A 23,933-nucleotide genomic window follows, 5' to 3' on the forward strand; every position below is an offset into this window, starting at 1 on the left:
GTCCCCTCCTGCAGACCTTTGTTGCCGTCCCCGCTACCCCCTTGGGAGAAAGAATGTCCGCGCAGACGCCTCGCCCCCTACGCCGCGTGCTCATCGCCGGCGGTGGGATCGGCGGCATCGCCACCGCCCTGGCCCTGCAGCAGCAGGGCATCGACTCCGTCGTCTTCGAGCGCGCGCCCCAGCTGCGCGACGGCGGCGCCGGACTGCACATCTGGACCAACGGCATGCTCGCCCTGGCCCGCCTCGGGGTCGCCGACCAGGTCGCCGCGATCGCCCCCGCCCAGTCCGAGTGCCACTTCGCGACCTCGGCCGGCCGGCCCATCGGGGTGTGGCCGGTGGGCGAGTTCGTCGAGCGCTACGGTCAGCCCACCGTCGCCATCGGCCGCTCGGACCTGCACGGCATCCTGCAAGGCGCCGTGACCGCGCCCGTCGTCACCGGCGCCGAGGTCACCGGGTACACCGAGCACGCCGACGGGGTGCGCCTGCACTTCGCCGACGGCACCTTCGAGGAGGGCGACCTGCTGATCGGCGCCGACGGCGTCCGCAGCGCCGTGCGCGCCCAGCTGCTGGGCCCCCAGCCCCCGCACTACACCGGCTACATCGCCTGGCGCGGCCACGCCGAGCTGGGTCCCGACCGGTTCCCGCCCGGCACCTTCAGGGCCCTGTTCGGTCCGGGGACCCGCTTCACGTACTACGACATCGCCCCCGGCGTCGTGCACTGGATGAGCGTCGCCGACGGTCCCGAGGGCGGCCGCGACGAGGGCACGCCCGAGCAGACCCTGGACATGCTGCGCGCCCGGCACGCCGGCTGGGCCGACCCGGCGGTGCGGCAGATCCTCGACGCCACCGTGCCCTCCAGCATCCTGCGCGGCGACGTCCTGGACCGCAGGCCCGACTCCGTGTGGGGACAGGGCCGGGTCACCCTGCTCGGCGACGCCGCGCACGCCATGAGCTTCAACATCGGGCAGGGCGCCTGCCAGGCCATCGAGGACGGTCTCGTCCTGGCCGGACACCTCACCGCGCCCGGTGTCACCGTCCCCGACGCCCTGCGCGCCTACGAGGCCGAGCGGCAAAAGCGCACCCGGCCCATGCAGCTGCTTGCCCACCGCATCGGCGTGCTCGGCTCGCTGCACCACCCGGCCGCCGTCTGGCTGCGCGACCGGGTGATGAGCCTGACCTGGAACAAGACCTTTAAGTCCACGGAACGCGAGCACGTCGCCTACGGCACGCGGTGGATCACCGACGCCGCCGCCACCGCGGCCTGAGCACGCCCGTACCCGCCCTGACGAGAGGACTGCTGTCGTGACCACTGCGGCCACCACCAAAGCGGCGCACCCCCGGTGGGAGAGCGCCGAGGAACGGAACAAGGCGACCATCCGGCGCGTCTTCGCCGAGTTCATCAACCGGGGCGACACCTCGGTCGCGGACGCGCACTACCGGCCGGACATCGTCGACCACGCGGGCCTGCCGGGCGCGCCCGAGGGCCTGGAGGGCGTGAAGTACACCATCGCCTCCCTGCGTGCGGCGGTCCCCGACTTCCACGTCACCATCGAGGACATCAGCGCGCACCAGGACATGGTCGTCATCCACAACACCTGGCGCGGCACCCACCTGGGCGAACTGCTCGGCATGGCGCCCACCGGCCGTTCGTTCCTCTCCGTCGGCATCGTCATCTGGCGGTTCGACGATCAGGGCCGGATCGCCGAGCGCTGGGAGCACGGTGTGTCGTCCAACATGTTCGCCGCGCTCGGCATGCGGCTGCTGGCGCCCCGCAGGGGCCGCCGGCGTCCCGAGGGGGGCACCCGGTCCGTGACCCGGACCGTGCCGCTCAAGGCGGGCAAGCCGCTGGCCTGGCAACGGCTCACCGCCGAACTTCAGGGGCCGCGCCGGCGCGAGTACGAGGCCTCCCGGCGCCGGCTCGGCATCACCGGCGAAGTGCTGCGCATCGACCCGCGGCCCGACCAGGACCATGTGATCGTGCACTTCGAGACCGCGGACCCGCAGCGCACCAGGAAGCGCTGGACGGAGTCGAACAACCCCTTCGACCAGTGGCTGCGCGCGCAGCTCCTCGACATCCACGGCGAGGACCCCTGGGCGGGCCCCGCCACGTCCTGCGAGTCGGCCGGTCTCGACTGGACGGCGCCGCCGCAGCTCGTCAGAGACCGACCCGAGGAGCCCCGCTGACCTGCGCAGGCGGCGTCGACCAGGGTTGTGAACAGGTGGTGATCGACGGCGCTTGAGCGTGTTCTGGCGCGCATGAGTGAGCCTCCGGGCAGCGGCAGACGCGCTCCCTGGCGGGGAACGAAAGTTCTTGCATCGAATGCGTGACCTTCACCGATGGCGGTCGCTGGGTGTGGTGACGGAATTCTTCGACACCGGGCCGGGGGTGAAGGGGTGGGTGGGCTGCGGGAGGTGGCGGCGCCGTTCGTGGTGCCCGGCCCGTCGGGTGTTGCGATCCGTACCCGGCTCAAGGGCCTGAGCGCCGGGGACGAGAAGGTGCTGCGGCCGGTCGGCGATCATCTCGGCTCGCTCGCCTCGCGTGATCTGAAGGCGCGGTGCGCGGCCGGGCCGGAGCACGACACCGAGCAGTGGGCGCAGCGCAAGCGCGCCCTGACCGGGGAGTCCTCCTCGCGCTGGGCAGGCAGCATCACGAAGGCCACCCACGATCAGTGGGCGCTCGCCCGGCGCGGCCGGCTCGCGCACATCCAGAGCCTGGAAGCGGGTGTGCGGACAATCACGCACCGGCTGTCCCTGCCCGTGGGGGAGAAGGGCAGCAAGCACGCTCCGGGCGGCTACCGCAGCAAGCAGGAGTGGTTCGCCAAGACCCGCCGCCTGCACCTGCTCGACAACCGGCTGGACGCGGCGCGGTCCGACCGCGAGGCCGGGATCGTGCGCGTGGTGCGCGGCGGGAAGCGGCTGCTGAACACCCGCCACCACCTGGATGCCGCCCGGCTCACCGAGCCGGAATGGCGGCAGCGTTGGCAGGCCGGGCGCCGGTTCCTGCAGGCCGACGGCGAGTCCGGCAAGCGGTTCGGCAACGAGACCCTCCGCGTCACCGACGACGGCGAGGTCTCCCTCAAACTCCCCGCGCCGCTGGTGCATCTGGCGAACGCACCGCACGACCGGTACGTCCTCACCGCCCGCGTGAGCTTTGCGCACCGGGGCGAGCAGTGGTGCGACCGGATCACCGGCAACCGGGCGGTCGCCCACCGCATTCACGAAGATGTACAGCGCGGACGCTGGTATCTGACCGCGTCGTGGACCGTCCCGCCGGTCAAGACCGTGCCGCTGGCCACGGCCCGCGCGAACGGCCTGGTCGGCGTCGACACCAACGCCGATCACCTCGCCGCCTGGCGCCTCGACACCCACGGCAACCCCGTCGGCGAACCACTCCGGTTCGACCACGACCTCACCGGCACCGCCGACCACCGCGACGCGCAGGTCCGCCACGCCCTGATCCGCCTGCTGCACTGGGCCGCACGCCACAGCCTCGCGATCGCGATCGAAGACCTCGACTTCACCGCCGAGAAGACCCGCGAGAAACACGGCCGCAAGAAGCGGTTCCGCAAGCTCATCTCCGGCATGCCCGTCAGCAGACTGCGGGCCCGGCTGGTCAGCATGGCAGCCGAACTCGGCATCCCCCCCATCGCCGTCGACCCGGCCCACACCTCCAAGTGGGGCGCCCAGCACTGGCAAAAACCCCTCACTGCCAAGACCAGGAAAACCTCCCGCCACGACGCTGCCGCCGTGGCCATCGCAAGGCGCGCCCTGGGGCACCCGATCCGGCGACGGACGAAACCGCCCCCGCACGACCGGAGCGATCGTGTGGGGCATCGGACCGTCCAGGCCCGACCAGGTACCCCGGGGCGTGAGGGAAACCGCCCCCGCATCCCGGGACCACGGACACGATCCGTGCGCGCCAGACGCGGCGAGAACGCGGTGGACCAGAACGCCCAACACCGTTCGGGGCGTTCGGCTGAGCATGAGTTCTGGCAACAGGACTCACTCCCGCTCAGTCTTTAGGAACGGTTCCAGCCGCCCTCCAGATCGGGTCGGCACACTGGGATCTCCCCCTCATGGCGGGCCCACGCCGCACATCCCCCGACGGCGTGGGCCCGTCAATCCCTCTGCCGCCGCGGCAACTCCTCGATGCGGCGCACGAGCTGGGCGGGCGGTGGCATACCGGCGACGCTGTGGCCCAGTTCCGCGGCCGCGGGCAGCAGCTGGCCGCCGTTGACCAGCTCGGCGATGTGGAAGCGCAGCCGCAGCATGCTGGAGGCGCCCGCCAGGTCGTCGTCGCTCAGGCACCGGCCGATGCCCGCCCGCTCCAGGTGCTTGCCCGCCCGTCGTTCCTCCTCCCCGGCCGGCAGCACCAGTTGGGAGACCCCGTACCGGGCGGCCGCGTACACGCTGCCCTCGTCCCCGCCGTGCACCAGGACGACGCTGCCGCGCAGCACCACGCTCCAGGGGTGGAGGTCCCCCCTGAGCACGACGACCTGCAGGCCGAGGCTCTCGACGCCCTCGGCGATGCGGCGAAAGAGCCGTGCGCGGCGCCGGTCCTGGGGCCGGGTGCCGGTCGGCACCCCGGTGATGCAGACGCGCGGACGCAGCGAGAGAGCGGTGAGCCAAGGCAGCGGCTGCGGGGGCAGCTCATAGGCGTCGCAGCGCACCTGCCAGGCACCGGGCTCCGGCAACTCCCGCAGCGGCGGGGGGCAGGGGTCGATCCAGACGGTCGGCCGCGGCGAGAGCGGTGCGTGGGCGTAGGGCAGATAGCCGACGGTGGGCACCCCCGACTCGGCCGCCATGGCCGTCGAGTCGGGACACAGCGGATCGTGGACCACCACATCGGGCCGCCAGGCCCGGCTGAAGCGTCGCGGAGCGGCCAGCACCGGGACGAGCCCGGCCCGCACCACACGGTGGCGGGACCGGGCCGGGCCGGCGAAACGGACCTCGTGCCCGGCCGCCTGCAGTTCCCTGGCGAGCAGCACCAGGCGCAGCACCGCCGGCATGCCGAGACCGGCCGAGAAGAGCACCCGCACTTTTTCCTCCCTGAGCCGTCACCTGGCGAAGCGGTCGAGCACCCGCCCGGTCTCGGCATCGACGTCCAGGGCCGGATCGCTGCCGAGCACGGCGCGCTGCAGATTCTGCAGCCGCTGTGAGGGCTCGATGCCCAGCTCCTGCACGAGATGGGTGCGCAGGTTCTGGAAGACATCGAGCGCCGCGGAGGGCCGCCCGGCCCGGTAGAAGGCCACCATGGACTGGGCGTGCAGGCCCTCGTGCAGCGGGTGGCGGGCGGCGAGCGCGGTGAGCTCGGTGAGCAGTTCGCCGTGCCGGCCCAGCCGCAGCTCGACGTCGATGCGCCGCTCCAGCACCCCAAGACGGCTCTCCTCCAGCCGCATCGCCTCGATCTCGAGCAGCGGACCGGTGCGCACGTCGACCAGGGCCGGGCCGCGCCACAGGGCCAGAGCCTGCCGGAAGAGGTCCGCGGCCTGCTGGTGCTCACCGCGCTCGAAGGCGCGCTGGCCGAGCAAGGACAGCCGGTCGTGCTCGTGCGCGTCGATGCTGCCCGGCTCGGTGTGCAGGAGATATCCGCCGTGCCGGGTCAGCAGCACTGCCTTGGAGCCGCCGGGCTCTCCGTCCAGCGCCTTCTCCATGCAGCGCCGCAGCTGCAGGATGTAGGTCTGCAGCGTGGTGAGCGCGCTGCGCGGCGGGGCGTCGCCCCAGATCTCCTCCATCAGTGTGGAAACGGGCAGCACCTGGTTGGCGTAAATGGCGAGCAGGGCCAGGATCTGGCGCGGCTTCGCCGCCGTGGGCAGGATCGCAACGCCGTTCAGTTCGGCATCCAAAGACCCTAGAACAGAGATTCGCATGCTTCCCCCTTATGTCTCTGTCATCGAATCTTGAACTTCCCACGAGTGCGCCTGGTGCTGACAGTGCGTCGTTACCGCTCGTCCGGGTGTGTTTCTCCTGCTCGGGACATGACCGATTCATGGGCCGCGGGTCGTTCCCGGACACGGAAGAGGCCCCGTCGGCCAAAACGGCACGCGGGGTGCGCGGTGAACCTGCCTGCTGCGCAGCAAAGTTGTGGATCAACGGTCGTAGAGTGCGAGGCAGTCCTCGTACGCCGGCAGGAGCCCTTTCGCCCGCGCTTCCGCCGCGGTGGGCGCGGCCAGGTCCGCGTCGGACATCACCGGCCCTTCGGTCAGCCCCCACGGCAGGGCCAGGGCGGGGTCGAGCGCGCTGACCGTGTAGCCGGGCCCGCTGGGCCGGGAGCTGTGACAGGCGACCACCGTGTCGTCGTCGAGGGCGAGCCAGGCGTGGCCCAGGCCCTCGGAGACGAACACCCCGGCCGCGTCGCGGTGGTCCAGCCAGAGCATCGCGTGGCGGCCGTACTCCGGGGAGCCGACCCGCAGGTCCACCACGACGTGGACGGCGGCGCCCCGCACACAGCCGAACAGCCTGGCGGGGCCCTCGGGTCCGGTGGTGCCGTGGATGCCGCGCAGCACCCGGCGCCGCGCGACCGTCAGGTCGCTGTAGCGGATCACGAAGGGGCGCCCGACCGCTTCCTCGACGTCGTTTTGGCAAAACGTCTCGTAGCGGACCACGACGTCGTCTGCGACGGCCCGTGGCGAGACCAGGAACGCGCCCGGGAGGGCGAGTTCGCTGACCTCCAGGCTGCGCGAGTCCATGCGGGCGACGGTAGACCTCGCCGCTCAAGACCGGCTGGAGCGCGGCGGCGCCGCCCCGGCGGGTCTCCAGGCGCTCTCCAGCCGGAGGCGATCGGGGTGCAGGAGTGTCGTGATCCCGACCCCCGCGCACGAGCCCCCGCGAAGGAGCCTGTCCATGCCGATCTCCGCGCCCTCAGCGGCGCCCTCCCCGACGACCGCGTACCTCGCCCAGCGCTTCGCCCTGTCCGCGCGCACGCACGACAGCGCCGTCACACCCAACGCCGAGTTCCGCCGCTGGTTCACCGCCCAGCGCCGCGCCAAGCGCTACGACGTGCGGCGCGTGCCCTTCTCCGAGCTCGCCGGATGGCACTTCCAGAGCGACACCGGCAACCTCGTGCACCGCAGCGGACGGTTCTTCTCGATCGAGGGACTGCACGTGCGCACCTCCTGGGAGGGGCGGGAGAGCAGCTGGACGCAGCCGATCATCAACCAGCCCGAGATCGGCGTCCTGGGCATCGTGGTCAAGGAGTTCGACGGCGTCCTGCACTGCCTGATGCAGGCCAAGATGGAGCCGGGCAACATCGACACGGTGCAGCTGTCACCGACCGTCCAGGCCACGCGCAGCAACTACACGGGGGTGCACGGAGGTTCGGCGGTCCGCTACCTCGAGTACTTCGTGACGCCGCGCCCGGGCAGCCGGGTGCTGTTCGACTCGCTGCAGTCGGAACAGGGGTCCTGGTTCTTGCGCAAGCGCAACCGGAACGTGGTCGTGGAGGCGGTCGGCGAGGTTCCCGGGCACGAGGACTTCGTGTGGCTGACCCTCGGGCAGCTGTACGGGCTGCTGCACGAGGACAACGTGCTGAACATGGACGCCCGTACCGTGCTGTCGCAGATTCCCTCGCACGTCGGCGCCGGGATGCCGCTGCACCCGCTGCGGGAGGTGCTCACCCGGCTCACCGAGGTGCGCTCGCGACGCGAACTGGTGCAGCGGTCGATCCCGTTGGCGGACGTCGCCCACTGGCGGCGGACCGGCGACGAGATCGCGCACGAGAACGGACATCACTTCACGCTGATCGCAGCGGACATACGGGCCACCAACCGTGAGGTGACCCACTGGTCGCAGCCGCTGCTCGCGCCCGCCGAGCAGGGCCTTGCCGCGTTCCTGGTGCGCCGCATCGAGGGCGTGCCCCATCTGCTGGCGTGCGCCAGGTCGGAGGCCGGGGTGCTGAACGTGGCGGAGCTCGCGCCGACGGTGCAGTGCCAGCCGCAGCACGCCCGGTCGCTGCCGGCCGGGATGCGGCCGCGCTATCTGGATGTGGTCCTCGACGCGCCGTGGGAACGGATCCTGTTCGACTCGGTGCAGTCCGAGGAGGGCGGCCGTTTCCACCGGGCCGACACCCGCTACCTACTGGTGGAGGCCGGCGAGGAGTTCCCGCTGGAGGTGCCGGAGGACTTCGTCTGGGTGACCGAGCAGCAGCTCGGCGACCTGCTGCTGCACGGCAACTACGTGAACATCGAGGCGCGCACCCTGATCGCCGCGCTGCGCGCGAGCGAGGCGGTAGGGGCCGTGCCCGCCCTGTAGCGCCGCACGGGCGGGCGGGCCGGGTCGTGTGCCCGGCCCGCCCTGCCACGTCGTCGCGCGCCTAGGCGTGCGCGGCGGCCTGCGGGGCGGCCCCCAGCTGGCGGAAGATGTCGCCCATGTCGAGCTGGTCCCAGTGCTCGGCGAGCAGCCCGTCCTGCACCCGCCAGATGTCGATGGACTGGAAGTTCACGGTGCGTCCACTCGCCGGTATGCCCAGGAACGGGCCCTGGTGGGTCGCGGTGTACTCGAAGCGGCCGGCCACCTTGTCCCCCTCCACGACGAGGTCGTGCATCACGACCTTCACGTCGGGGAAGGCGGTGAACACCCCCGCCCAGAAGGCCTGGTTGGCCTCGATGCCGTCGGCCACCACCGGGTTGTGGTCGATGTGGCCGGGCGCCGTGTGCTGCGGCATGGTGCTGACGTCATGGTTGTTGATCATGTCCACGAAGTGCTGGATCAGGGCGTGGTGGTGGTGCGCCATGGTGGCCTCTCTGGGCTGGTGGGAAGGGAGTTGACGGGTCAGAGCATCGCCACAGGCGGTCGAGCCGCCCTGGAGGCGGGCTCCTCGCCGGCGCGCACGGCCCGGCGTCCGCTGCGCACCGCGCCCCGCGCTCGAAGCCGAGTGCGGGGCGCGGTGCGTGCCGGGGCCGGTCAGCGGACGAACTCGGAAAACCGGGCGACCGTCTCGGCCGGGTGGGGCATGGCCGCTATCTCACGGGCGATGGCGCGGCCGGCCTCGCGGTGCGGGCCGTCGCCCAGCAGGACGCGCATCTCGGCCTCGACCGCCGCGGCGGTCACCTCACCGAAGACCAGCGAGCGGCCCACCCCGGCGGCACTCACCCCGACCGCGTTGCCGGCGCCGTCCGGGCCGTCCGTGGGCTGCGGCAGGATCAGCTGGGGCAGTCCCGCGGCCAGCGCGGCCAGCGTGGTGCCCTGGCCACCGTGGTGCACGACGGCGGTGGCGTGCCGCAGCGCCTCGGTCTGCGGCAGCCAGGGCAGCACCACGACCCGGTCGGGCAGCTCGCCCAGCGCGGCCGGGTCCACGACCGGGCCGGTGGCGACGAGGACGCGTACGTTCAGCGGCAGCAGACCCTCGATGACGGTGCGCAGCAGCTGCGCGGAGCCGAGCACGGTGCCGAGGCTGAGATAGACCAGCGGGCCCTCGCCCCGGGTGACGCTCGCGGGCAGTTCGCCCGGATCGGTGAAGGCGACGGGCCGCTGCGGGATGTGCTCAAGACCCTCGGCCGCGAAGTGCTCGTTCTGCAGGGAGGTCGGGCAGATGTCGATGTAGGGGTTGCCGAAGGTACGGCTGTGACCGAGCTTGTCGGCCACCTGCAGGTCGATCGCCGTGGCGATCAGCGCCTGCTGGAACTGCGGGTCCATGGCCTCGTCGTAGGAGATCCGGCCGATGCCGTGGCACACGGCGGGCACCCCCGCCTGCGCGGCCGCGAACGCCGCGCCCGGGTTGTAGACGTCGTGGACGACCAGGTCGGGGTGCACGGTGTCGAAGGCGTGGGTGAGGTCCGCGAACACCTGGCGCGGCAGCACCGAGCAGAACGCCGTCACCGACAGGCCCGCCAGCACCTGTGGCGGAATGTCACTGGCCTGGGCGGAGCCGCCGTGGGAGTCCAGGAAGGCCTGGCCGCCGGCCGCCTCGATGAACGCCTCGGGGACGGTGCACCCGCCGGAAAGCGGCCGCAGGCCCGCCTTCTCCAGGATCGGGTGGAAGTGCTCGCTGGTGGCGAACCAGACCTCGTGCCCGGCCTCCTGGGCCGCCCGGGCGAGCGGCACCAGGGGGAAGACGTATCCGTAGTTTCCGATGCTTGCGAAGACAACCCTCATGTGTGGCACGGCCTTTCTGCCGGTGTCGCGATAACGGACGCGGATGACGGGATGGGATGCGCTGCGTGATGGCCGCGGCCCGCGCGACGGTGCCGGGCGGGGCCGCGGGGGCCGGCGAGGTGTCAGAGCGTGGCCGACTGGGGGTGGTTGTCCGGGTCGCGGCCGGGTTCGGCGCCGTCCGGCCCGTCCGCGTGCGGCTTGGCGGCGCCGTCGGTGCGGCGGGCGAAGAGCATCACGACGGCGGCGAGCGCCACGGCCGCGGAGCCGGCCCACAGGGCGGGCACCAGGCCGTCGACGAAGTCCTGGCGCGAGGCGTAGCCGCCGTTGTGCGCGAAGACGCTGCCCAGCGCGGCCACACCGAGCGCCGCGCCCAGTTCCTGGGTGGCCGTCGTCGCGCCGGAGGCGATGCCCTGCTCGGAGACGTCGACCGAGCTCATCGTCAGGTTCAGGAGCGGGGCGTAGAAGCAGGCGATGCCCACGCCGCCCAGGAGATAGCCGGGCAGCTGCTCGGCGTAGGACGTGTCCGGGGTCATCACGAGCGCCCAGTAGGCGAACGCGGCGGCCATCAGCGCGAGTCCGAAGGTGACCACGGGCCGGCCGCCGATCCGGTCCGACATGATGCCCGCGACGGGCGCCACCAACAGCGGCATCGCCGTCCACGCCAGCATCCGCACGCCGGCCTCGGTCGGCGACATGTGCTGGATGGTCTGCATGAACTGCGTGATGAGGAAGACCACGCCGTACATGCCGACGCCCATCAGCAGACCGCCGGCGTTGACGGCGCTGAAGGCACGGTTGCCGAACATGCCCATGGGCAGCATCGGCGCGCTGCTGCGCCGCTCCCACCGGACGAACAGGACGGCCGCCCCCACACCGGCCACCAGCGAGCCCACGACCTGCGTGGAGCCCCAGCCGCCGGGGCCGTCGGCACGGATCAGGCCGAAGACGAGGCCGAGCATGCCGAGGCTGATCAGGAGGGTGCCCGGCAGGTCGAGGCGGGCGCTGGGGCCACGGCTCTCGGCCAGACCGCGCCACGCGGCCGGGGCGAGCAGCAGGCCCACCGGCACGTTGATCCAGAAGATCCACTGCCAGGACATGTGCTGCACCACCAGGCCGCCGAGAAGCGGGCCGCCCGCGATGGCCAGTCCGTTGAGCGCACCGTAGACGCCGAGGGCGGCGCCCCGCTTCTCGGCGGGCACGGCGTGGGTGAGCAGCGTGAGGGACAGCGGCATGATGATCGCGGCACCGGCGCCCTGGACCGCGCGGGCGGCGATCAGCTCACCGATGCCCGGTGCCAGTGCGGCCGCGGCCGACGCCGCCGTGAACAGCAGGATGCCGGCGACGAACACCCGGCGGCGCCCGAACCGGTCACCGAGGGCCGCGCCGGACATCATCAGCACGGCGAACGTCAGCGTGTAGGCGTTCACCGTCCATTCCAGCTGCTCCAGGCTGCCGCCGAGCTTCTGCCTGAGGGTGGGCAGTGCCGTGATGACCACCAGGTTGTCGAGCCCCGCCATGAAGGCGATCAGGCCCGTGATCACGATGGCCGCGCCCGGGGACTTGCCCGCCGCGGCCGCACCGCCGCCGACGGCCAGTTTGTCTGTACTCATTCAGGGGTTTCCTTCCGACTTCACCGGTGGGGCGACGGACTTCCGTCGCGGGGCGGTGACGGAGCACCGGTCCGGTGCCCACCCGCGCACGGCATCGCGCCGAGGCTAGGCAGCCGGGCTCAAACACCGGTCGAGCCGTGTGATCCGGCCCTCTGGTCGCGGCGCTCCGGTTCGCCTCCAGCGCTGCTCCGCCCGCACCCGATCGCAGCGCAGCACGATCCGGAGCACCGCAGACATCCGCCCGTCCTGGGAGGCACCCGCATGACAACGGAACCGACCGACCGGCCGCTGGTGGCCGTGCTCGGCGCCACCGGCTTCGTGGGCTCGGCCGTGCTCGCCGCGCTGGCCGGCCGCGAGCTGCGGCTGCGCGCCGTGGCCCGGCGGCCCGCGGCCGTGTCGGACGGCGCCCGCGCACAGGTCGAGGTGGTCACCGCCGACCTCACCGACCGCGCCGCCCTGGCCGCCGCGGTCAAGGACGCGGATGTCGTGATCCACACGCTTTTGTGCGAGGGCGGCTGGCGGGCCGCGGCCGAACCGGGCGGTGAGCAGGTCAACGTAGGAGTGATGCGCGACCTGCTCAAGACGGCCGCCGGCGGTGGCCGGCGGCCGCTGGTGATCTACGCGGGAGCCGCCTCACAGGTCGGCGCCCCGCCGCGGGAACCGCTCGACGGCAGCGAGGAGGACCGCCCCGGCACGGTGTACGACGCGCAGAAGCTGGCCGCGGAACGGCTGCTGCTTAAGGCGAGCGAGGCCGGCCTGGTCCGCGGGGTCGGCCTCAGGCTGCCCACGGTGTACGGCGAGGGCACCGTGGCGGGCACCGCCGACCGCGGGGTCGTCGCCGCGATGGCCCGCCGGGCGCTGGCGGGCCAGGAGATCACCCTGTGGCACGACGGCACCGTCCGCCGCGACCTGGTCCACATCGCCGACATCGCCGCCGCGTTCGTCGCCGTCCTGGACCACGCGGACGAACTGGCGGGCCGCGCCTGGCTGTTGGGCGCCGGCCGCGGCGACGCGCTCGGCGACGTCTTTCGCACGGTGGCCCGGCACGCGGCGGCGCGCACCGACGCCGCCGCCGTCCCGGTCGTCTCGGTGCAGCCGCCCGCGCACGCGCCGACGACCGACTTTTTGAGCGTGACCATCGACTCCGCCCCGTTCCGCTCGGTGACCGGCTGGCGTCCGCGGGTCGCTCTCGAGGAGGGCCTGCAGCGCACGGTGGCCGCCCTGAGCCACGCACCGCACGACCGCTGACCCCCCGTACCTGCGCCCACCGGACCAGGGCGACGACACCCGAAGGAACGTGCATGACCACCTACGTCTGGGACTACCTGCCCGAATACCACAGCGAGCGCGAGGACATCCTCGACGCCGTCCAGAAGGTCTTCGCCTCCGGCACGCTGGTGCTCGGCGACAGCGTCAAGGGCTTCGAGAACGAGTTCGCCGCCTACCACGGCGCCGGCCACTGCGTCGGTGTCGACAACGGCACCAACGCGATCAAACTCGCCCTCCAGGCCCTTAGGATCGGCCCGGGCGACGAAGTGATCACGGTGTCCAACACCGCGGCGCCCACGGTCGTCGCGATCGACGGCACCGGCGCCACGCCCGTCTTCGTCGACGTCAACGAGGACGACTTCCTGATGGACGTCGACCAGGTCGAGGCGGCGATCACCCAGCGCACCAAGGCCCTGCTGCCGGTGCACCTGTACGGCCAGTGCGTGGACCTTCAGCCGCTGAAGGCCCTGGCCGACCGGCACGGCCTGGCGCTCATCGAGGACTGCGCGCAGGCGCACGGCGCCACCCGGCACGGCAGGCTCGCGGGCACCACCGGCGACGCCGCCGCCTTCTCCTTCTACCCGACGAAGGTGCTCGGCGCGTACGGCGACGGCGGAGCCGTGCTCACCTCGCGCGACGACGTCGAGGCCGAGCTGCGCAAGCTGCGCTACTACGGCATGGAGAAGGTCTACTACACGGTCCAGACCCCGGCCCACAACAGCCGCCTGGACGAGGTGCAGGCCGAGATCCTGCGCCGCAAGCTGACCCGGCTCGACGCCTACGTGGCCGGCCGCCAGGAGGTCGCCCGCCGCTACCAGGAGGCCCTGGGCGACACCGAACTGGTCCTGCCGAAGGTCAACGAGGGCAACAGCCACGTCTACTACGTGTATGTGGTCCGCCACCGAGAGCGCGACAGGATCATCGAGGCGCTCAAGGCCCACGACATCCACCTCAACATCAGCTACCCGTGGCCGGTGCACACCATGACCGGCTTCGCCCACCTCGGCTACGCCAAGGGCTCGCTGCCGGTGACGGAGAAGCTGGCGGGCGAGATCTTCTCGCTGCCGATGTACCCGTCGCTGCCGTCCGGTCTGCAGGACAAGGTCATCGCCGCCCTGAAGGAGGTGCTGTGATGAAGGTGCGTGAACTGGCCGTCGCCGGAGCGCTGGAGTTCACCCCGGACGTCTTTCCCGACGAGCGCGGCTACTTCCTCTCCCCCTTCCAGCAACCGGCCTTCAGCGAGGCCACCGGGAATGCGCGCTTCCCGGTCACCCAGACCAACCACAGCCGCTCCAGGCGCGGTGTGGTGCGCGGCGTGCACTACACGCTGACCCCGCCCGGCTGCGCCAAGTACGTCTACTGCCCCAAGGGTTCGGCCCTGGACATCGTGGTGGACATCAGGGTCGGCTCGCCCACCTTCGGCAGGTGGGACGCGGTGCTGATGGACCAGAACGACTTCCGGGCCATGTACTTCCCGGTCGGTCTGGGCCACGCGTTCATCGCGCTGGAGGACGACACCGTGATGTCGTACATGGTCACCGCCAGCTATGTGCCCGCGCACGAGCTGGCGATCTCGGTCACCGACCCGGCGCTCGACCTGCCCGTCCCCCAGGACATCACGCCCCTCTACTCCGAGCGGGACACCGTGGCGCCCACGCTGGCCGAGGCCGCCGAGCAGGGACTGCTGCCCGTGTACGAGGAGAGCCTCCGGCTCGAACGGCAGTGGAGGTGAGCTGAGGTGAAGGGCATCATCCTCGCGGGCGGCAGCGGCACCCGGCTGCGCCCGCTCACCGGAGCCTTGTCCAAACAGATCCTGCCGGTCTACGACAAGCCGATGATCTACTACCCGCTCTCCGTGCTGATGCTGGCGGGCATCCGGGACATCCTGCTGATCTCGTCCAAGGACCACTCGGACAGCTTCCGCACCCTGCTGGGCGACGGCTCCCGGCTCGGTGTGAACATCGCCTACGCCGAGCAGGACCAGCCGCGCGGCATCGCCGAAGCCCTCATCATCGGCGCCGACTTCATCGACGGCGACCAGGTCGCGCTGGTTTTGGGCGACAACATCTTCCACGGGCCGCGGTTCTCGCTGCTCCTGGAGGACGCGGTGCGCCATCTCGACGGCGCGGCGCTGTTCGGCTACCGGGTGCGCGATCCGCACCGCTACGGGATCGGGGAGATCGACGAGGAGGGCCGGCTGCTGTCGCTGGAGGAGAAGCCGCGCCACCCGCGCTCCAACCTCGCGGTGACCGGGCTGTACCTCTACGACAGCGACGTGGTCGAGATCGCCCGGAACCTCACGCCCTCGGCGCGCGGCGAACTGGAGATCACCGACGTCAACCTGGCCTATCTGGCGCAGGGCCGGGCCCAGCTCACCCCGCTCGGCCGCGGCTTCGCCTGGCTGGACATGGGCACCCACGACTCGCTGCTGCAGGCGGCCCAGTACGTCCAGCTGGTCCAGCAGCGGCAGGGCGAGTTCATCGCCTGCCTCGAGGAACTGGCCCTCAACTGCGGCTTCATCACCCCCCAGCAGTGCCTGCACCTGGGCGAGGAGATGCGGGGCACGGACTACGGCGCCTACGTCTGCGAGGTGGCCTTGCGCCGTATCCCGCGCCCGGCCGTCCGCGCCGCCTGACCAGATCCTGCTGCCGACCGAGGAGTTCGCCCCATGCACCCGACCCGTCCGGCCGCACCGGGCACCACCCGCATCCTGGTGACCGGCGGCGCCGGCTTCATCGGCTCCCACTACGTCCGCACGCTGCTGGGCCCGGCCGGCCCCGGCGACGTCTGGGTCACCGTCCTGGACAAGCTGACCTACGCGGGCAACCTGGCCAACCTCGACGCGGTACGGGCCCACCCGCACTTCTCCTTCGTGGCGGGCGACATCTGCGACCCCGCACTGGTCGGCAGGCTGATGGCCGGGCACGACCAGGTGGTGCACTTCGCCGCCGAGTCGCACGTGGACCGCTCCATCGACGGCGGCGCCGAGTTCGTGCGCACGAACGTGGCCGGCACGCACACCCTCGTCGACGCGGCGCACCGGGCCGGCATCGAGGTCTTCGTGCACATCTCCACCGACGAGGTGTACGGCTCGATCGAGGCGGGCTCCTGGCCCGAGAGCCATCCGCTGCGGCCCAACTCGCCGTACTCGTCCACGAAGGCCGCCGGCGACCTGATCGCGCTGTCCTACCACCGCACCCACCATCTCGACGTCCGGGTGACCCGCTGTTCCAACAACTACGGCCACCACCAGTTCCCCGAGAAGGTCATCCCGCTGTTCGTGACCCACCTCCTCGACGGCAGGAAGGTCCCGCTGTACGGCGACGGCGGCAACGTCCGCGACTGGCTGCACATCGACGACCACATCCAGGGCATCGAACTGGTCCGCACCCGGGGCCGCGCGGGCGAGATCTACAACATCGGGGGCGGCACCGAACTCTCCAACCGGGAGCTGACCGACGCCCTGCTCACGGCATGCGGCGCCACCTGGCAGGACAGCGTCGAATACGTCGCCGACCGCAAGGGACACGACCGCCGCTACTCCGTCGACTGCACGAAGATCCGCGAGGAACTGGGCTACGCACCCCGCAGGAGCTTCGCGGAGGCACTGGCCGACACCGTCCGGTGGTACCGCGAGCACCGCGGCTGGTGGGAGCCGCTCACCCCGGCGGCCGCCGGAGGTGGGGCCTCCAGTTGAGTGAGATCTTCACTCGGCACCGGTGACGGTGACACTGTCCGTGCCGTCCCCGCTCGCGAAGAATCCTCGGCGTCGGAGCACCAGCCCCCGCACCAGTGAGGATCTTCCCGATGAGCCACGCCAGTGCCACCGCCACCGCCTCGACGCGCATCGCCGAGGCGGCTCCCGCCCGTCCGCTGCTCGTGGTCGGACGCCTCGGACACACCTCCCACTCCGCCGCGCTGTTCACCCTGTGCGCGGCCCAGGCCCCCGCGGCGCCGGCCGTCGCCGCGTTCACCTTCTGCGCGGGCCCGACCCCCGCGCTCTTCGCCTCCGCCACGGCCGGCGAGTCCGTCGAGGCCGACGCGGCCGCGGAGGCCTGGATATGACCGTTGAGTCGGTCCTGCCCGAGGGCCCCGCAGCGGCCGCCCTCAAGGACGGTTCGGCCCTCGTCGGCTTCCGCCACCACCTGCGCCCGGCGACCGTCCCCGGCGAGGGCACCTATCTGCTCTCCCGCCAGGGCGTGACGACCCTGCACGGCCCGCTCGCCGATGTGCTGGTCCCGCTGCTCGACGGGACCCGGTCCCTGACCGAGATCGTGCGGGCCGCGTCGTCCGTCCTGACCTGCGCGGAGGTCGAGGACGGGCTGCGCCGGCTCAGCGAGGCCGGGCTGCTGCGCTTCAACGATCCCGCCCGCTCGGCCACCACCGACCCGGTCGCCGAGGCGTACTGGGACCTGGCCGGCCTGGACGGCGCCCGGGCCGCGGCGGGCCTGACCGGCTCCCGGCTGCGGGTGCTGCCGCTCGCCGGCGTCGACGCCGCACCGGTGCTCGCGGCGGGCCGGGAGTCCGGCCTCGCGCTCACCGACGCGGACGCGGACCTCACCCTGGTCCTGTGCGACGACTACCTCTCCCCCGGCCTTGCGCGCATCGACGCCGAGCACCGGGCGGCGGGCAGACCGTGGCTGCTGGCCCGGCTGTGCGGCTACGAACCCTGGATCGGCCCGGTCTTCCGGCCGAACGAGGGGCCCTGCTGGTCCTGTCTGGCCCACCGCCTCGAACAGCACCGCGGGTACGAGGAGTCGCTCCAGCGGGCCCTGGGTCTGGACGGCCCGCTCGTGCGGCCCCTCGCCTCGCTGTCGGCCGGGCGCGTCATGGCCGCACACAGCGCGGTCCTGGAGGCCGCCAAGTGGCTGGCCGGACTGCGCTACGCCGACCAGGGCGCCGTCCGCACGGTCGACACCCTCACCCTGCGCACCCGCGCCCACCCGGTGTCCCGGATCCTGCAGTGCCCCTCCTGCGGCGAGGCGGGCCTGATGCGCCGGCGCGTGCTCGCCCCGTTCGTCCCCATGTCCCGGGCCAAGGCCGGCAACGGCGACCACCGGGCGCTCAGCTGCGACCAGCTGCTCAAGCGGCACGCGCACCTGGTGAGCCCGATCACCGGAATCGTGCCGGTGCTCGAACCCTCCCCCGGAGCACCGGAGTTCGCCACCACCTACGTGTCGGGACACAACCTGGCGCTGCGCGAGCGCGGCCCGGCCGGACTGCGCGCGCAGAGCGGCGGCAAGGGCCTGACCGACGCGGAGGCCCGCACCAGCGCCCTGTGCGAGGCGGTGGAGCGCTACTGCGGCACCCGGCACGGCGACGAACCGGTCGTGGTGGACAGCCTGCGCGGCCTCGGCGAGCAGGCCCTGCACCCCAACGCCTGCCAGCTGTACGCGGATCAGCAGTTCCGCGACCGGGACCGCTGGAACCGCTCCGGCTCGCCCTTCCACCACGTGCCCGAGCCCTTCGACGAGAACCGTCCGGTGGAGTGGACCCCCGTGTGGTCCCTGACCGGAGCGCGCCAGCGGCTGCTGCCCACGTCGATGCTCTACTTCGCCGCCACCCCCGGTGCGCCGGGGCCCCACGCCGACTCCAACGGCAACGCGGCCGGCAGCAGCCCGGAGGACGCCCTGCTGCAGGGCTTCCTGGAGCTGGTGGAACGCGACGCCGTCGCCCTGTGGTGGTACAACCGCACCCGCCGGCCCGCGATCGACCTGGACTCCTTCCACGCGCCCTACATCGGGCGGCTGCGCGAGGGACACCACCAGCTGGGCCGTGACCTGTGGGCCCTCGACCTCACCTCGGACCTCGGCATCCCCGCGATCGTGGCGGTCTCCCGGCGCACCGAGGGACCCACCGAGGACATCGTCTTCGGCTTCGGCGCGCACTTCGACCCGGCCATCGCGCTGCGCCGCGCGCTCACCGAGACGGGACAGCTGCTGCCGGCCGTGAGCACCGACCGCCCGGGCGGCGGCTACGGCATCACGGATCCGCTCCCGGTGCGCTGGTGGCGGCAGGCGACGGTGGCCAACCAGCCCTATCTGGCGCCGGATCCGGCCGCCCGGCCGCGGACCTGCGGCGACTGGAACCACGTCATGCGCGACGACCTGCTCGACGATGTCGAGGCCGTCGTCGACCTCACAGCCGCCCAGGGCATGGAGCTGCTCGTCCTGGACCAGACCCGGCCGGACGTCGGCATGCCGGTGGTCAAGGTGATCGTGCCGGGGCTGCGGCACTTCTGGGCCCGGTACGCGCCGGGCCGGCTGTTCGACGTGCCCGTCGCGCTCGGGCAGCTGCCCCAGCCCACCCCCTACGAGGAGCTCAACCCGATCCCGCTGTTCGTCTGACCCGGCGGCTTTTTGACACAGTGCCCGCCTTCCGCGGCGCACCGTGACACCCGCGCGGGAGCCGGCCGGCCGGCTCCCGGCGCGCCGTCCCGGCTCCCCTCGCCGGCCGTGCGGGGACCAGCTTCGCAGCTCACCTCGTCGACGGGCGCCCGGGCCGGGCCGGCCCCGCCCGCCGCCGGGCCGGCGCACCGCCGCACCGGCCCGGTGACACCCACCGCACATCAGCCAACCCGCCTAGGATGAGGCCCAGTTGTTCGAATCGGCATCGACACACGAGGGGAGCGGGGAGAGAAGAGATGGACCGCACCCGGCCGAAGCGACCTCCCTCTCGTGCCGGCCGACCGCAGGACAGCGAACACGTGGTCACCAGAACAGCCCAGGGCATTTTGCTGGCCGCGCTGATCTGCTATCTGGGCATCACCCTTCTCAACCTCCTTTCCCTGTCGCTGGGCGCCTACGACCTGACCCGCGCCGTGGTCTGCCTGGCGTCGGTGTTCCTGCTGCAGCTCGCGCACTCGGCACCCGGCTTCGCCGCGGCACGCACCCGCACCAAGGTGGTGACCCTGACCGCCCAAGGGGTCCTGTCCTACCTGCCGTTCATCTGGTTCGGCGCGTACTGGGGCGCCATGGACGGCTTCTTCGCCGGCTCCCTCCTGCTGGTCCTGCCGGCCGCGGCCGGCTGGACCCTGTACGCGACGACGTCACTCAGCATGATCATCCCCGGTGTCCTGGCCCACCGGGGGGCCGTCGACACGGTCTACCTGGTCCAGACGACCGCTCTGACGGGTCTGGTCGTGTACGGCCTGAGCCGACTGACCAATCTGGTCGACCAGCTGACCAGGGCCCGGGCCGACCTGGCCCGGCTGGCCGTCAGCCACGAGCAGTTACGATTCGCCCGGGATCTGCACGACCTTCTCGGGTACAGCCTCTCCGCCATTTCCCTGAAGAACGAACTGGTTCGCCGTCTCATCCCGACCAATCCCTACCGGGCCTGTGAAGAGGTCGACGAGGTACTGGTCATCTCCCGCCAGGCACTGGCCGATGTGCGCCGGGTGGCCAGCGGCTACCGGCAGATGTCCCTGGCGTCCGAACTCTCCTGCGCCGAATCCGTGTTGGCAGCCGCCGACGTCTCGGTCACCGTCGAGGCCGAGGACGCCATCGACGGCCTGGGGCTTGTGACCTCCACCGTGCTGGCCACGGTGGTGCGCGAGGGCGTCACCAATCTGCTGCGGCACTCCAAGGCCTCGCACTGCTGGATCTCCGCCCGCATCGAGGGCGATGCCGTCCGTCTCACGATCGCCAACGACGGTCTGGTGGTCAGCTCTCATCCCCGGTCCCCGCACAGCGGCAGTGGCCTGGGCAGTCTCGAACGACGGCTTAAGGACATCGGCGGCCGGCTGCTCGTGCAGCGCCTGCCCGACGGTGCAGAGCGCACCCTCTTCCGGCTGACGGCCCGGGCACCGGTCCAGGAGCACGATGCGACAGCCCTGACCACACACATGATCACGGACGGCGAGACGCCCCGGCCCGGCCGGGCGGACACCGTTGTGTAGGCAATCCCGGCCCCGCATCGGCCCGTTGACGATGCGGCGACGGGCAGGAGCGGGCAGAGTTTTCGTATGTGGGAGAACGGTGGACGGCGACGATGATTCGGATCCTGCTGGCCGAAGACATGCACATGGTCCGCGGCGCGCTGGTGGCACTGCTCGATCTGGAGGACGACCTGGACGTGGTCTGCGAGGTCGAGCGCGGCGACCAGATTCTCAGCGGGGCACGCGAACACCGGCCGGACGTGGCCGTCATCGACATCGACCTGCCCGGTCTGGACGGACTCAGCGCGGCCGAACTCCTGCATGAGCGCCTGCCCGAGTGCCGGACGCTGATCCTCACCAGCCTCGGCCGCCCCGGCACGCTGCGCCGGGCGATGGCCGCGCACGTATCGGGCTTTCTGCTCAAGGACGCACCGCCCGGCGATCTCGCCCGGGCCGTCCGCAAGGTCGTCGCCGGCCAGCGGGTGATCGACCCGCAACTGGCCCTGGCCGCCTGGGGCGGCAGCGAGAGCCCGCTGACCATCCGGGAGACCGAGGTGCTGCGCATGGCCTCGCAGGGCTCGCAGCCGCAGGAGGTGGCGGCCCAACTCCACCTGTCCGTGGGCACGGTGCGCAATTACCTCACCACGGCGGTGACCAAACTGAACGCACGCAACCGGGTCGACGCCATCCGCATCGCCCGCGAGTCGGGCTGGCTGCTGTGACCCCTCAGCCCGCGGCCACGGTCATCCCTGCCCCCGCCAGGTGACCGAGGACCGCCAGGGTCAGCTCGGCGGGCAGCGGGACCACGTCGACCAGCGCGTCCGGTGTCACCGGCCAGGCCAGCAACGACACCACCCACATCGCCTCGGGCCGGTGGATCTGCACCCGGTGCTCCAGGTCGCGGCACTCCAGCCAGAACGCGCTGTCCTGCACGGTGATCGTCACGTCGGTCCGCAGCCGCACCCGGCGCTGCGGCGGCACCCCGGCCGGGGCGAAGCGGGCGCGGCGGCCCACCGGCACCACCGACAGCACCGGCCCCCTGAGGTCCTCCACGGACAGCGTTCTGATCACCAGGTGGGAGATCGCGCGCAGCACGGACAGCACCACCGTGTAGCTGTCCTGGCCGACGGTCGCGTCCTCGGTGGCGGGCAGCATGTTCGCCAGGCGCACCGGGCCCAGTTCCATGCGGTGCAGCGCCTCGGCCACGACGGTCGTGGGGGCCTCGATCCGCTCGGTGCCCCGCGGACCGCTGAGCACCAGGGCCCGGCCCTCCTCGTCCCACCCGACCGCCGTGTCCTCGTGCAGGGACCACAGGTGGTGCAGGCGCAGGGGAGAGTCTTTCGCCGGCGGAATCATGACAACAGACCTCCTCGGGCCACTGAAGCGCCCGACCGGCCGCCCCACCCCCGTGGACACGCGCGCGTTCCAGTATGAACGCCCCTGCGACGTTCGGCGCAGCGAAGGAATCACACGGAAACCATGAAGAAGTCATAGCTTTCCGCGGCTGCCGCGGCACGGCGGCCGAGCAGGCCCTAGGCGGCGAACGTGCCTGGCGCGCTGGGCGGGCGCACGGCGGCCGAGTCGTCCTCGGCCCACTGCAGGCACTCCTCGAAGAAGGCGAGTGCGCGCAGGTGGTAGGAGCGGGCGGCCCGGCCCAGGCTGATGTTGTGGCCGGCGCCGGGCTGGCGCTCGATGCGCAGGACGGGTGCCCCGGTCAGCTGGGAGGTCATCTCGGCGATGTCGCAGTCCTGGGTGCGCCACCAGGTCTCGTGCTCGGCGAAGGTCAGCCGCAGCGGGATGCCGATCCGCGGCGCCAGTTCCCCGAACGTCCGCGGCCAGTGGGGCACTTCGGCGGCCTCCCGGACCGGGACGGGAGCGACCAGGGCCTCGGCCGCGCGGAACGTGCCCGGCGGATAGAGCCCCAGCGGGCCCCAGTTGTGCTCCCACTCCAGATGACGGCGCAGGCGCCGGTGTCCGGCCGGGTCGATCCCGTAGCGGTGGCCGACGCCGGAGGCGTCCAGCGCGAGCACGCCCGGCGTCCGTGCGACGCTGGTCAGGGCGAGCTTGCCGCCGTAGGAGTGCGCCAGCAGGAACAGGCCCCGGCCGACGGCGTACCGGCCGGCGAACGCCTCGAGTGCAGCCGCCAGCACGTCGGCCTGTTCCTCAAGGGTCAGGCCGTCGGGCACCTGTGCCGCGGAGTGGCCGTAGCCGGGCCGGTCCAGGGCCAGCACCGTGAAGCCGAGCCGGGCGCCGAGCGTGAGCAGCGACAGATCGGCGTCGGCCTGCCCGTCGAAGTACCCCGCCCGCATGCCGCCGCCGTGCACGGCGACGACGGTCGCCCGCGGCGGCCCGTCGGCCGGCTCGGCCAGCAGGCCCGACAGGGTCAGGCCCGCGCAGGCGAGCAGGAGCGGGCGCACCCCGGCCGAGTGGGAGGGCGAGGGTGTGGTGCGGTCCGTCCTGGACACGCTCATGAGTGCTGGTCCTTGTCGGTCCGTCGGTCGGCGAGGAACGAAAGCCCGGGCCCCTCTCAGGCGAGCTGACGGGCGAAGGTGGCCATGTCGAAGTAGAGCGTCTCGTCGATCAGGACGTCGCCGTCGAAGTGGAAGAAGACGGCGACGGGGGCGTCGACGGTCTTGCCGCGGTTGGGTATGCCGCGGAAGTCCGCCTGCTGGGTGGCGCGGAACTGCGCCTCCAGGATCACCGCGGTCGGCGAGTGGTGGACGTGGATCAGCTCGTGGTCGGCCTGCGGGAAGGCCGCCTGCAGATCGGCGAAGTAGCCCTCCTTGATGGCCTTCTCGCCGATGAACGGGCCCTCCTCATACGGCAGGGGCCGGTAGACGCCACCGCGCGGGAACGTGGCGAGCACCCCGTCGATGTCCCAGACGTGCTCGGCGATGGTGTGCTCGGCGACGACCGCCTCGCGCCGCTTGCGCAGCTCGGCGTCGGGCTGCGGAAGATCCGCGCCGGGCAGCGTGAACTCGTGCTCCTGGGAGGACATGCGGGCTCCTTGTGGCATCGGCTGGTTCGGTTCGAAAAGCGAAGCTAGGCCGCCGTCCTCGGCTGTTGCTCGGCTGCTCCTCGCA

22 protein-coding genes are annotated in these 23,933 nt (G+C 72.1%); 13 read left to right on the top strand and 9 right to left on the bottom strand.

Going from position 1 to position 23,933, the window contains the following annotated elements:
- The first annotated feature begins 53 nt into the window (after positions 1 to 53).
- From ACFY10_RS49730 to ACFY10_RS49740, 3 genes are all read left to right on the top strand, one after another.
- A complete protein-coding gene (locus tag ACFY10_RS49730) occupies positions 54 to 1,265 on the top strand; it encodes an FAD-dependent monooxygenase (protein WP_390672029.1) in 1,212 nt (403 codons plus the stop codon).
- A gap of 37 nt (positions 1,266 to 1,302) precedes the next feature.
- A complete protein-coding gene (locus ACFY10_RS49735) occupies positions 1,303 to 2,184 on the top strand; it encodes an ester cyclase (RefSeq protein WP_390672030.1) in 882 nt (293 codons plus the stop codon).
- Between the two features lie 210 nt (positions 2,185 to 2,394).
- Positions 2,395 to 4,023: an IS200/IS605 family accessory protein TnpB-related protein gene (locus tag ACFY10_RS49740; RefSeq protein WP_390672031.1), complete on the top strand. Its 1,629-nt coding sequence runs from the start codon at positions 2,395 to 2,397 to the stop codon at positions 4,021 to 4,023.
- 95 nt (positions 4,024 to 4,118) lie between these two features.
- Here the strand turns inward: ACFY10_RS49740 and ACFY10_RS49745 are convergent, their stop codons facing one another.
- The 3 genes from ACFY10_RS49745 to ACFY10_RS49755 all read right to left on the bottom strand — a co-directional run bounded on the left by ACFY10_RS49745 (position 4,119) and on the right by ACFY10_RS49755 (position 6,689).
- Positions 4,119 to 5,039 (bottom strand): glycosyltransferase, encoded by a 921-nt coding sequence (locus ACFY10_RS49745; protein ID WP_390672032.1) that lies wholly within the window; start codon positions 5,037 to 5,039, stop codon positions 4,119 to 4,121.
- A gap of 18 nt (positions 5,040 to 5,057) precedes the next feature.
- Positions 5,058 to 5,870: a BTAD domain-containing putative transcriptional regulator gene (locus tag ACFY10_RS49750; RefSeq protein WP_390672033.1), complete on the bottom strand. Its 813-nt coding sequence runs from the start codon at positions 5,868 to 5,870 to the stop codon at positions 5,058 to 5,060.
- Between the two features lie 219 nt (positions 5,871 to 6,089).
- Positions 6,090 to 6,689, bottom strand: a complete 600-nt coding sequence (locus ACFY10_RS49755; RefSeq protein ID WP_390672034.1) for a dTDP-4-dehydrorhamnose 3,5-epimerase family protein — start codon at positions 6,687 to 6,689, stop codon at positions 6,090 to 6,092.
- Between the two features lie 154 nt (positions 6,690 to 6,843).
- Between ACFY10_RS49755 and ACFY10_RS49760 the strand changes: the two genes are divergently transcribed.
- On the top strand, positions 6,844 to 8,250 hold the full coding sequence (locus ACFY10_RS49760) for an NDP-hexose 2,3-dehydratase family protein (protein ID WP_390672035.1): 1,407 nt from the start codon (positions 6,844 to 6,846) through the stop codon (positions 8,248 to 8,250).
- 61 nt (positions 8,251 to 8,311) lie between these two features.
- Here ACFY10_RS49760 and ACFY10_RS49765 read toward each other — a convergent pair whose 3' ends face one another.
- From ACFY10_RS49765 to ACFY10_RS49775, 3 genes are all read right to left on the bottom strand, one after another.
- Positions 8,312 to 8,731: an ester cyclase gene (locus ACFY10_RS49765; RefSeq protein WP_390672036.1), complete on the bottom strand. Its 420-nt coding sequence runs from the start codon at positions 8,729 to 8,731 to the stop codon at positions 8,312 to 8,314.
- 170 nt (positions 8,732 to 8,901) lie between these two features.
- On the bottom strand, positions 8,902 to 10,092 hold the full coding sequence (locus ACFY10_RS49770; protein ID WP_390672037.1) for a glycosyltransferase: 1,191 nt from the start codon (positions 10,090 to 10,092) through the stop codon (positions 8,902 to 8,904).
- Positions 10,093 to 10,214: 122 nt separating this feature from the next.
- A complete protein-coding gene (locus ACFY10_RS49775) occupies positions 10,215 to 11,702 on the bottom strand; it encodes a DHA2 family efflux MFS transporter permease subunit (RefSeq protein ID WP_390672038.1) in 1,488 nt (495 codons plus the stop codon).
- A gap of 261 nt (positions 11,703 to 11,963) precedes the next feature.
- Between ACFY10_RS49775 and ACFY10_RS49780 the strand changes: the two genes are divergently transcribed.
- The 9 genes from ACFY10_RS49780 to ACFY10_RS49820 all read left to right on the top strand — a co-directional run bounded on the left by ACFY10_RS49780 (position 11,964) and on the right by ACFY10_RS49820 (position 21,572).
- Positions 11,964 to 12,950 (top strand): NAD-dependent epimerase/dehydratase family protein, encoded by a 987-nt coding sequence (locus tag ACFY10_RS49780; RefSeq protein WP_390672039.1) that lies wholly within the window; start codon positions 11,964 to 11,966, stop codon positions 12,948 to 12,950.
- Between the two features lie 53 nt (positions 12,951 to 13,003).
- Positions 13,004 to 14,104 carry a DegT/DnrJ/EryC1/StrS family aminotransferase gene (locus ACFY10_RS49785; protein ID WP_390672040.1) on the top strand — a complete coding sequence of 367 codons (1,101 nt, stop codon included), beginning with the start codon at positions 13,004 to 13,006 and terminating at the stop codon, positions 14,102 to 14,104.
- Positions 14,104 to 14,703 (top strand): dTDP-4-dehydrorhamnose 3,5-epimerase family protein, encoded by a 600-nt coding sequence (locus ACFY10_RS49790; protein ID WP_390672041.1) that lies wholly within the window; start codon positions 14,104 to 14,106, stop codon positions 14,701 to 14,703. The genes ACFY10_RS49785 and ACFY10_RS49790 overlap by 1 nt, the downstream gene beginning before the upstream one ends.
- Before the next feature lie 6 nt (positions 14,704 to 14,709).
- On the top strand, positions 14,710 to 15,606 hold the full coding sequence (rfbA, locus tag ACFY10_RS49795) for a glucose-1-phosphate thymidylyltransferase RfbA (RefSeq protein WP_390672042.1): 897 nt from the start codon (positions 14,710 to 14,712) through the stop codon (positions 15,604 to 15,606).
- 33 nt (positions 15,607 to 15,639) lie between these two features.
- On the top strand, positions 15,640 to 16,668 hold the full coding sequence (rfbB, locus tag ACFY10_RS49800; protein WP_390672043.1) for a dTDP-glucose 4,6-dehydratase: 1,029 nt from the start codon (positions 15,640 to 15,642) through the stop codon (positions 16,666 to 16,668).
- A gap of 110 nt (positions 16,669 to 16,778) precedes the next feature.
- Positions 16,779 to 17,036, top strand: a complete 258-nt coding sequence (locus tag ACFY10_RS49805) for a hypothetical protein (RefSeq protein ID WP_390672044.1) — start codon at positions 16,779 to 16,781, stop codon at positions 17,034 to 17,036.
- Positions 17,033 to 19,318 carry a TOMM precursor leader peptide-binding protein gene (locus ACFY10_RS49810; protein ID WP_390672045.1) on the top strand — a complete coding sequence of 762 codons (2,286 nt, stop codon included), beginning with the start codon at positions 17,033 to 17,035 and terminating at the stop codon, positions 19,316 to 19,318. The genes ACFY10_RS49805 and ACFY10_RS49810 overlap by 4 nt, the downstream gene beginning before the upstream one ends.
- A gap of 359 nt (positions 19,319 to 19,677) precedes the next feature.
- Positions 19,678 to 20,871 carry a sensor histidine kinase gene (locus tag ACFY10_RS49815; protein ID WP_390672046.1) on the top strand — a complete coding sequence of 398 codons (1,194 nt, stop codon included), beginning with the start codon at positions 19,678 to 19,680 and terminating at the stop codon, positions 20,869 to 20,871.
- A 92-nt stretch (positions 20,872 to 20,963) separates the two neighbouring features.
- Complete coding sequence (locus ACFY10_RS49820) at positions 20,964 to 21,572, top strand: DNA-binding response regulator (RefSeq protein WP_390672047.1); 609 nt, start codon at positions 20,964 to 20,966, stop codon at positions 21,570 to 21,572.
- 4 nt (positions 21,573 to 21,576) lie between these two features.
- Here ACFY10_RS49820 and ACFY10_RS49825 read toward each other — a convergent pair whose 3' ends face one another.
- The 3 genes from ACFY10_RS49825 to ACFY10_RS49835 all read right to left on the bottom strand — a co-directional run bounded on the left by ACFY10_RS49825 (position 21,577) and on the right by ACFY10_RS49835 (position 23,848).
- On the bottom strand, positions 21,577 to 22,206 hold the full coding sequence (locus ACFY10_RS49825) for an NADH oxidase (RefSeq protein ID WP_390672048.1): 630 nt from the start codon (positions 22,204 to 22,206) through the stop codon (positions 21,577 to 21,579).
- 176 nt (positions 22,207 to 22,382) lie between these two features.
- Positions 22,383 to 23,321, bottom strand: a complete 939-nt coding sequence (locus tag ACFY10_RS49830; RefSeq protein WP_390672049.1) for an alpha/beta hydrolase — start codon at positions 23,319 to 23,321, stop codon at positions 22,383 to 22,385.
- A 56-nt stretch (positions 23,322 to 23,377) separates the two neighbouring features.
- Entirely contained in the window at positions 23,378 to 23,848 is a 471-nt protein-coding gene (locus ACFY10_RS49835; protein ID WP_390672050.1) for an ester cyclase, read from the bottom strand.
- Between the last annotated feature and the right edge of the window lie 85 nt (positions 23,849 to 23,933).

It is taken from the genome of Streptomyces sp. NPDC001401 (genome assembly GCF_042895385.1).
Lineage (GTDB): Bacteria > Actinomycetota > Actinomycetes > Streptomycetales > Streptomycetaceae > Streptomyces.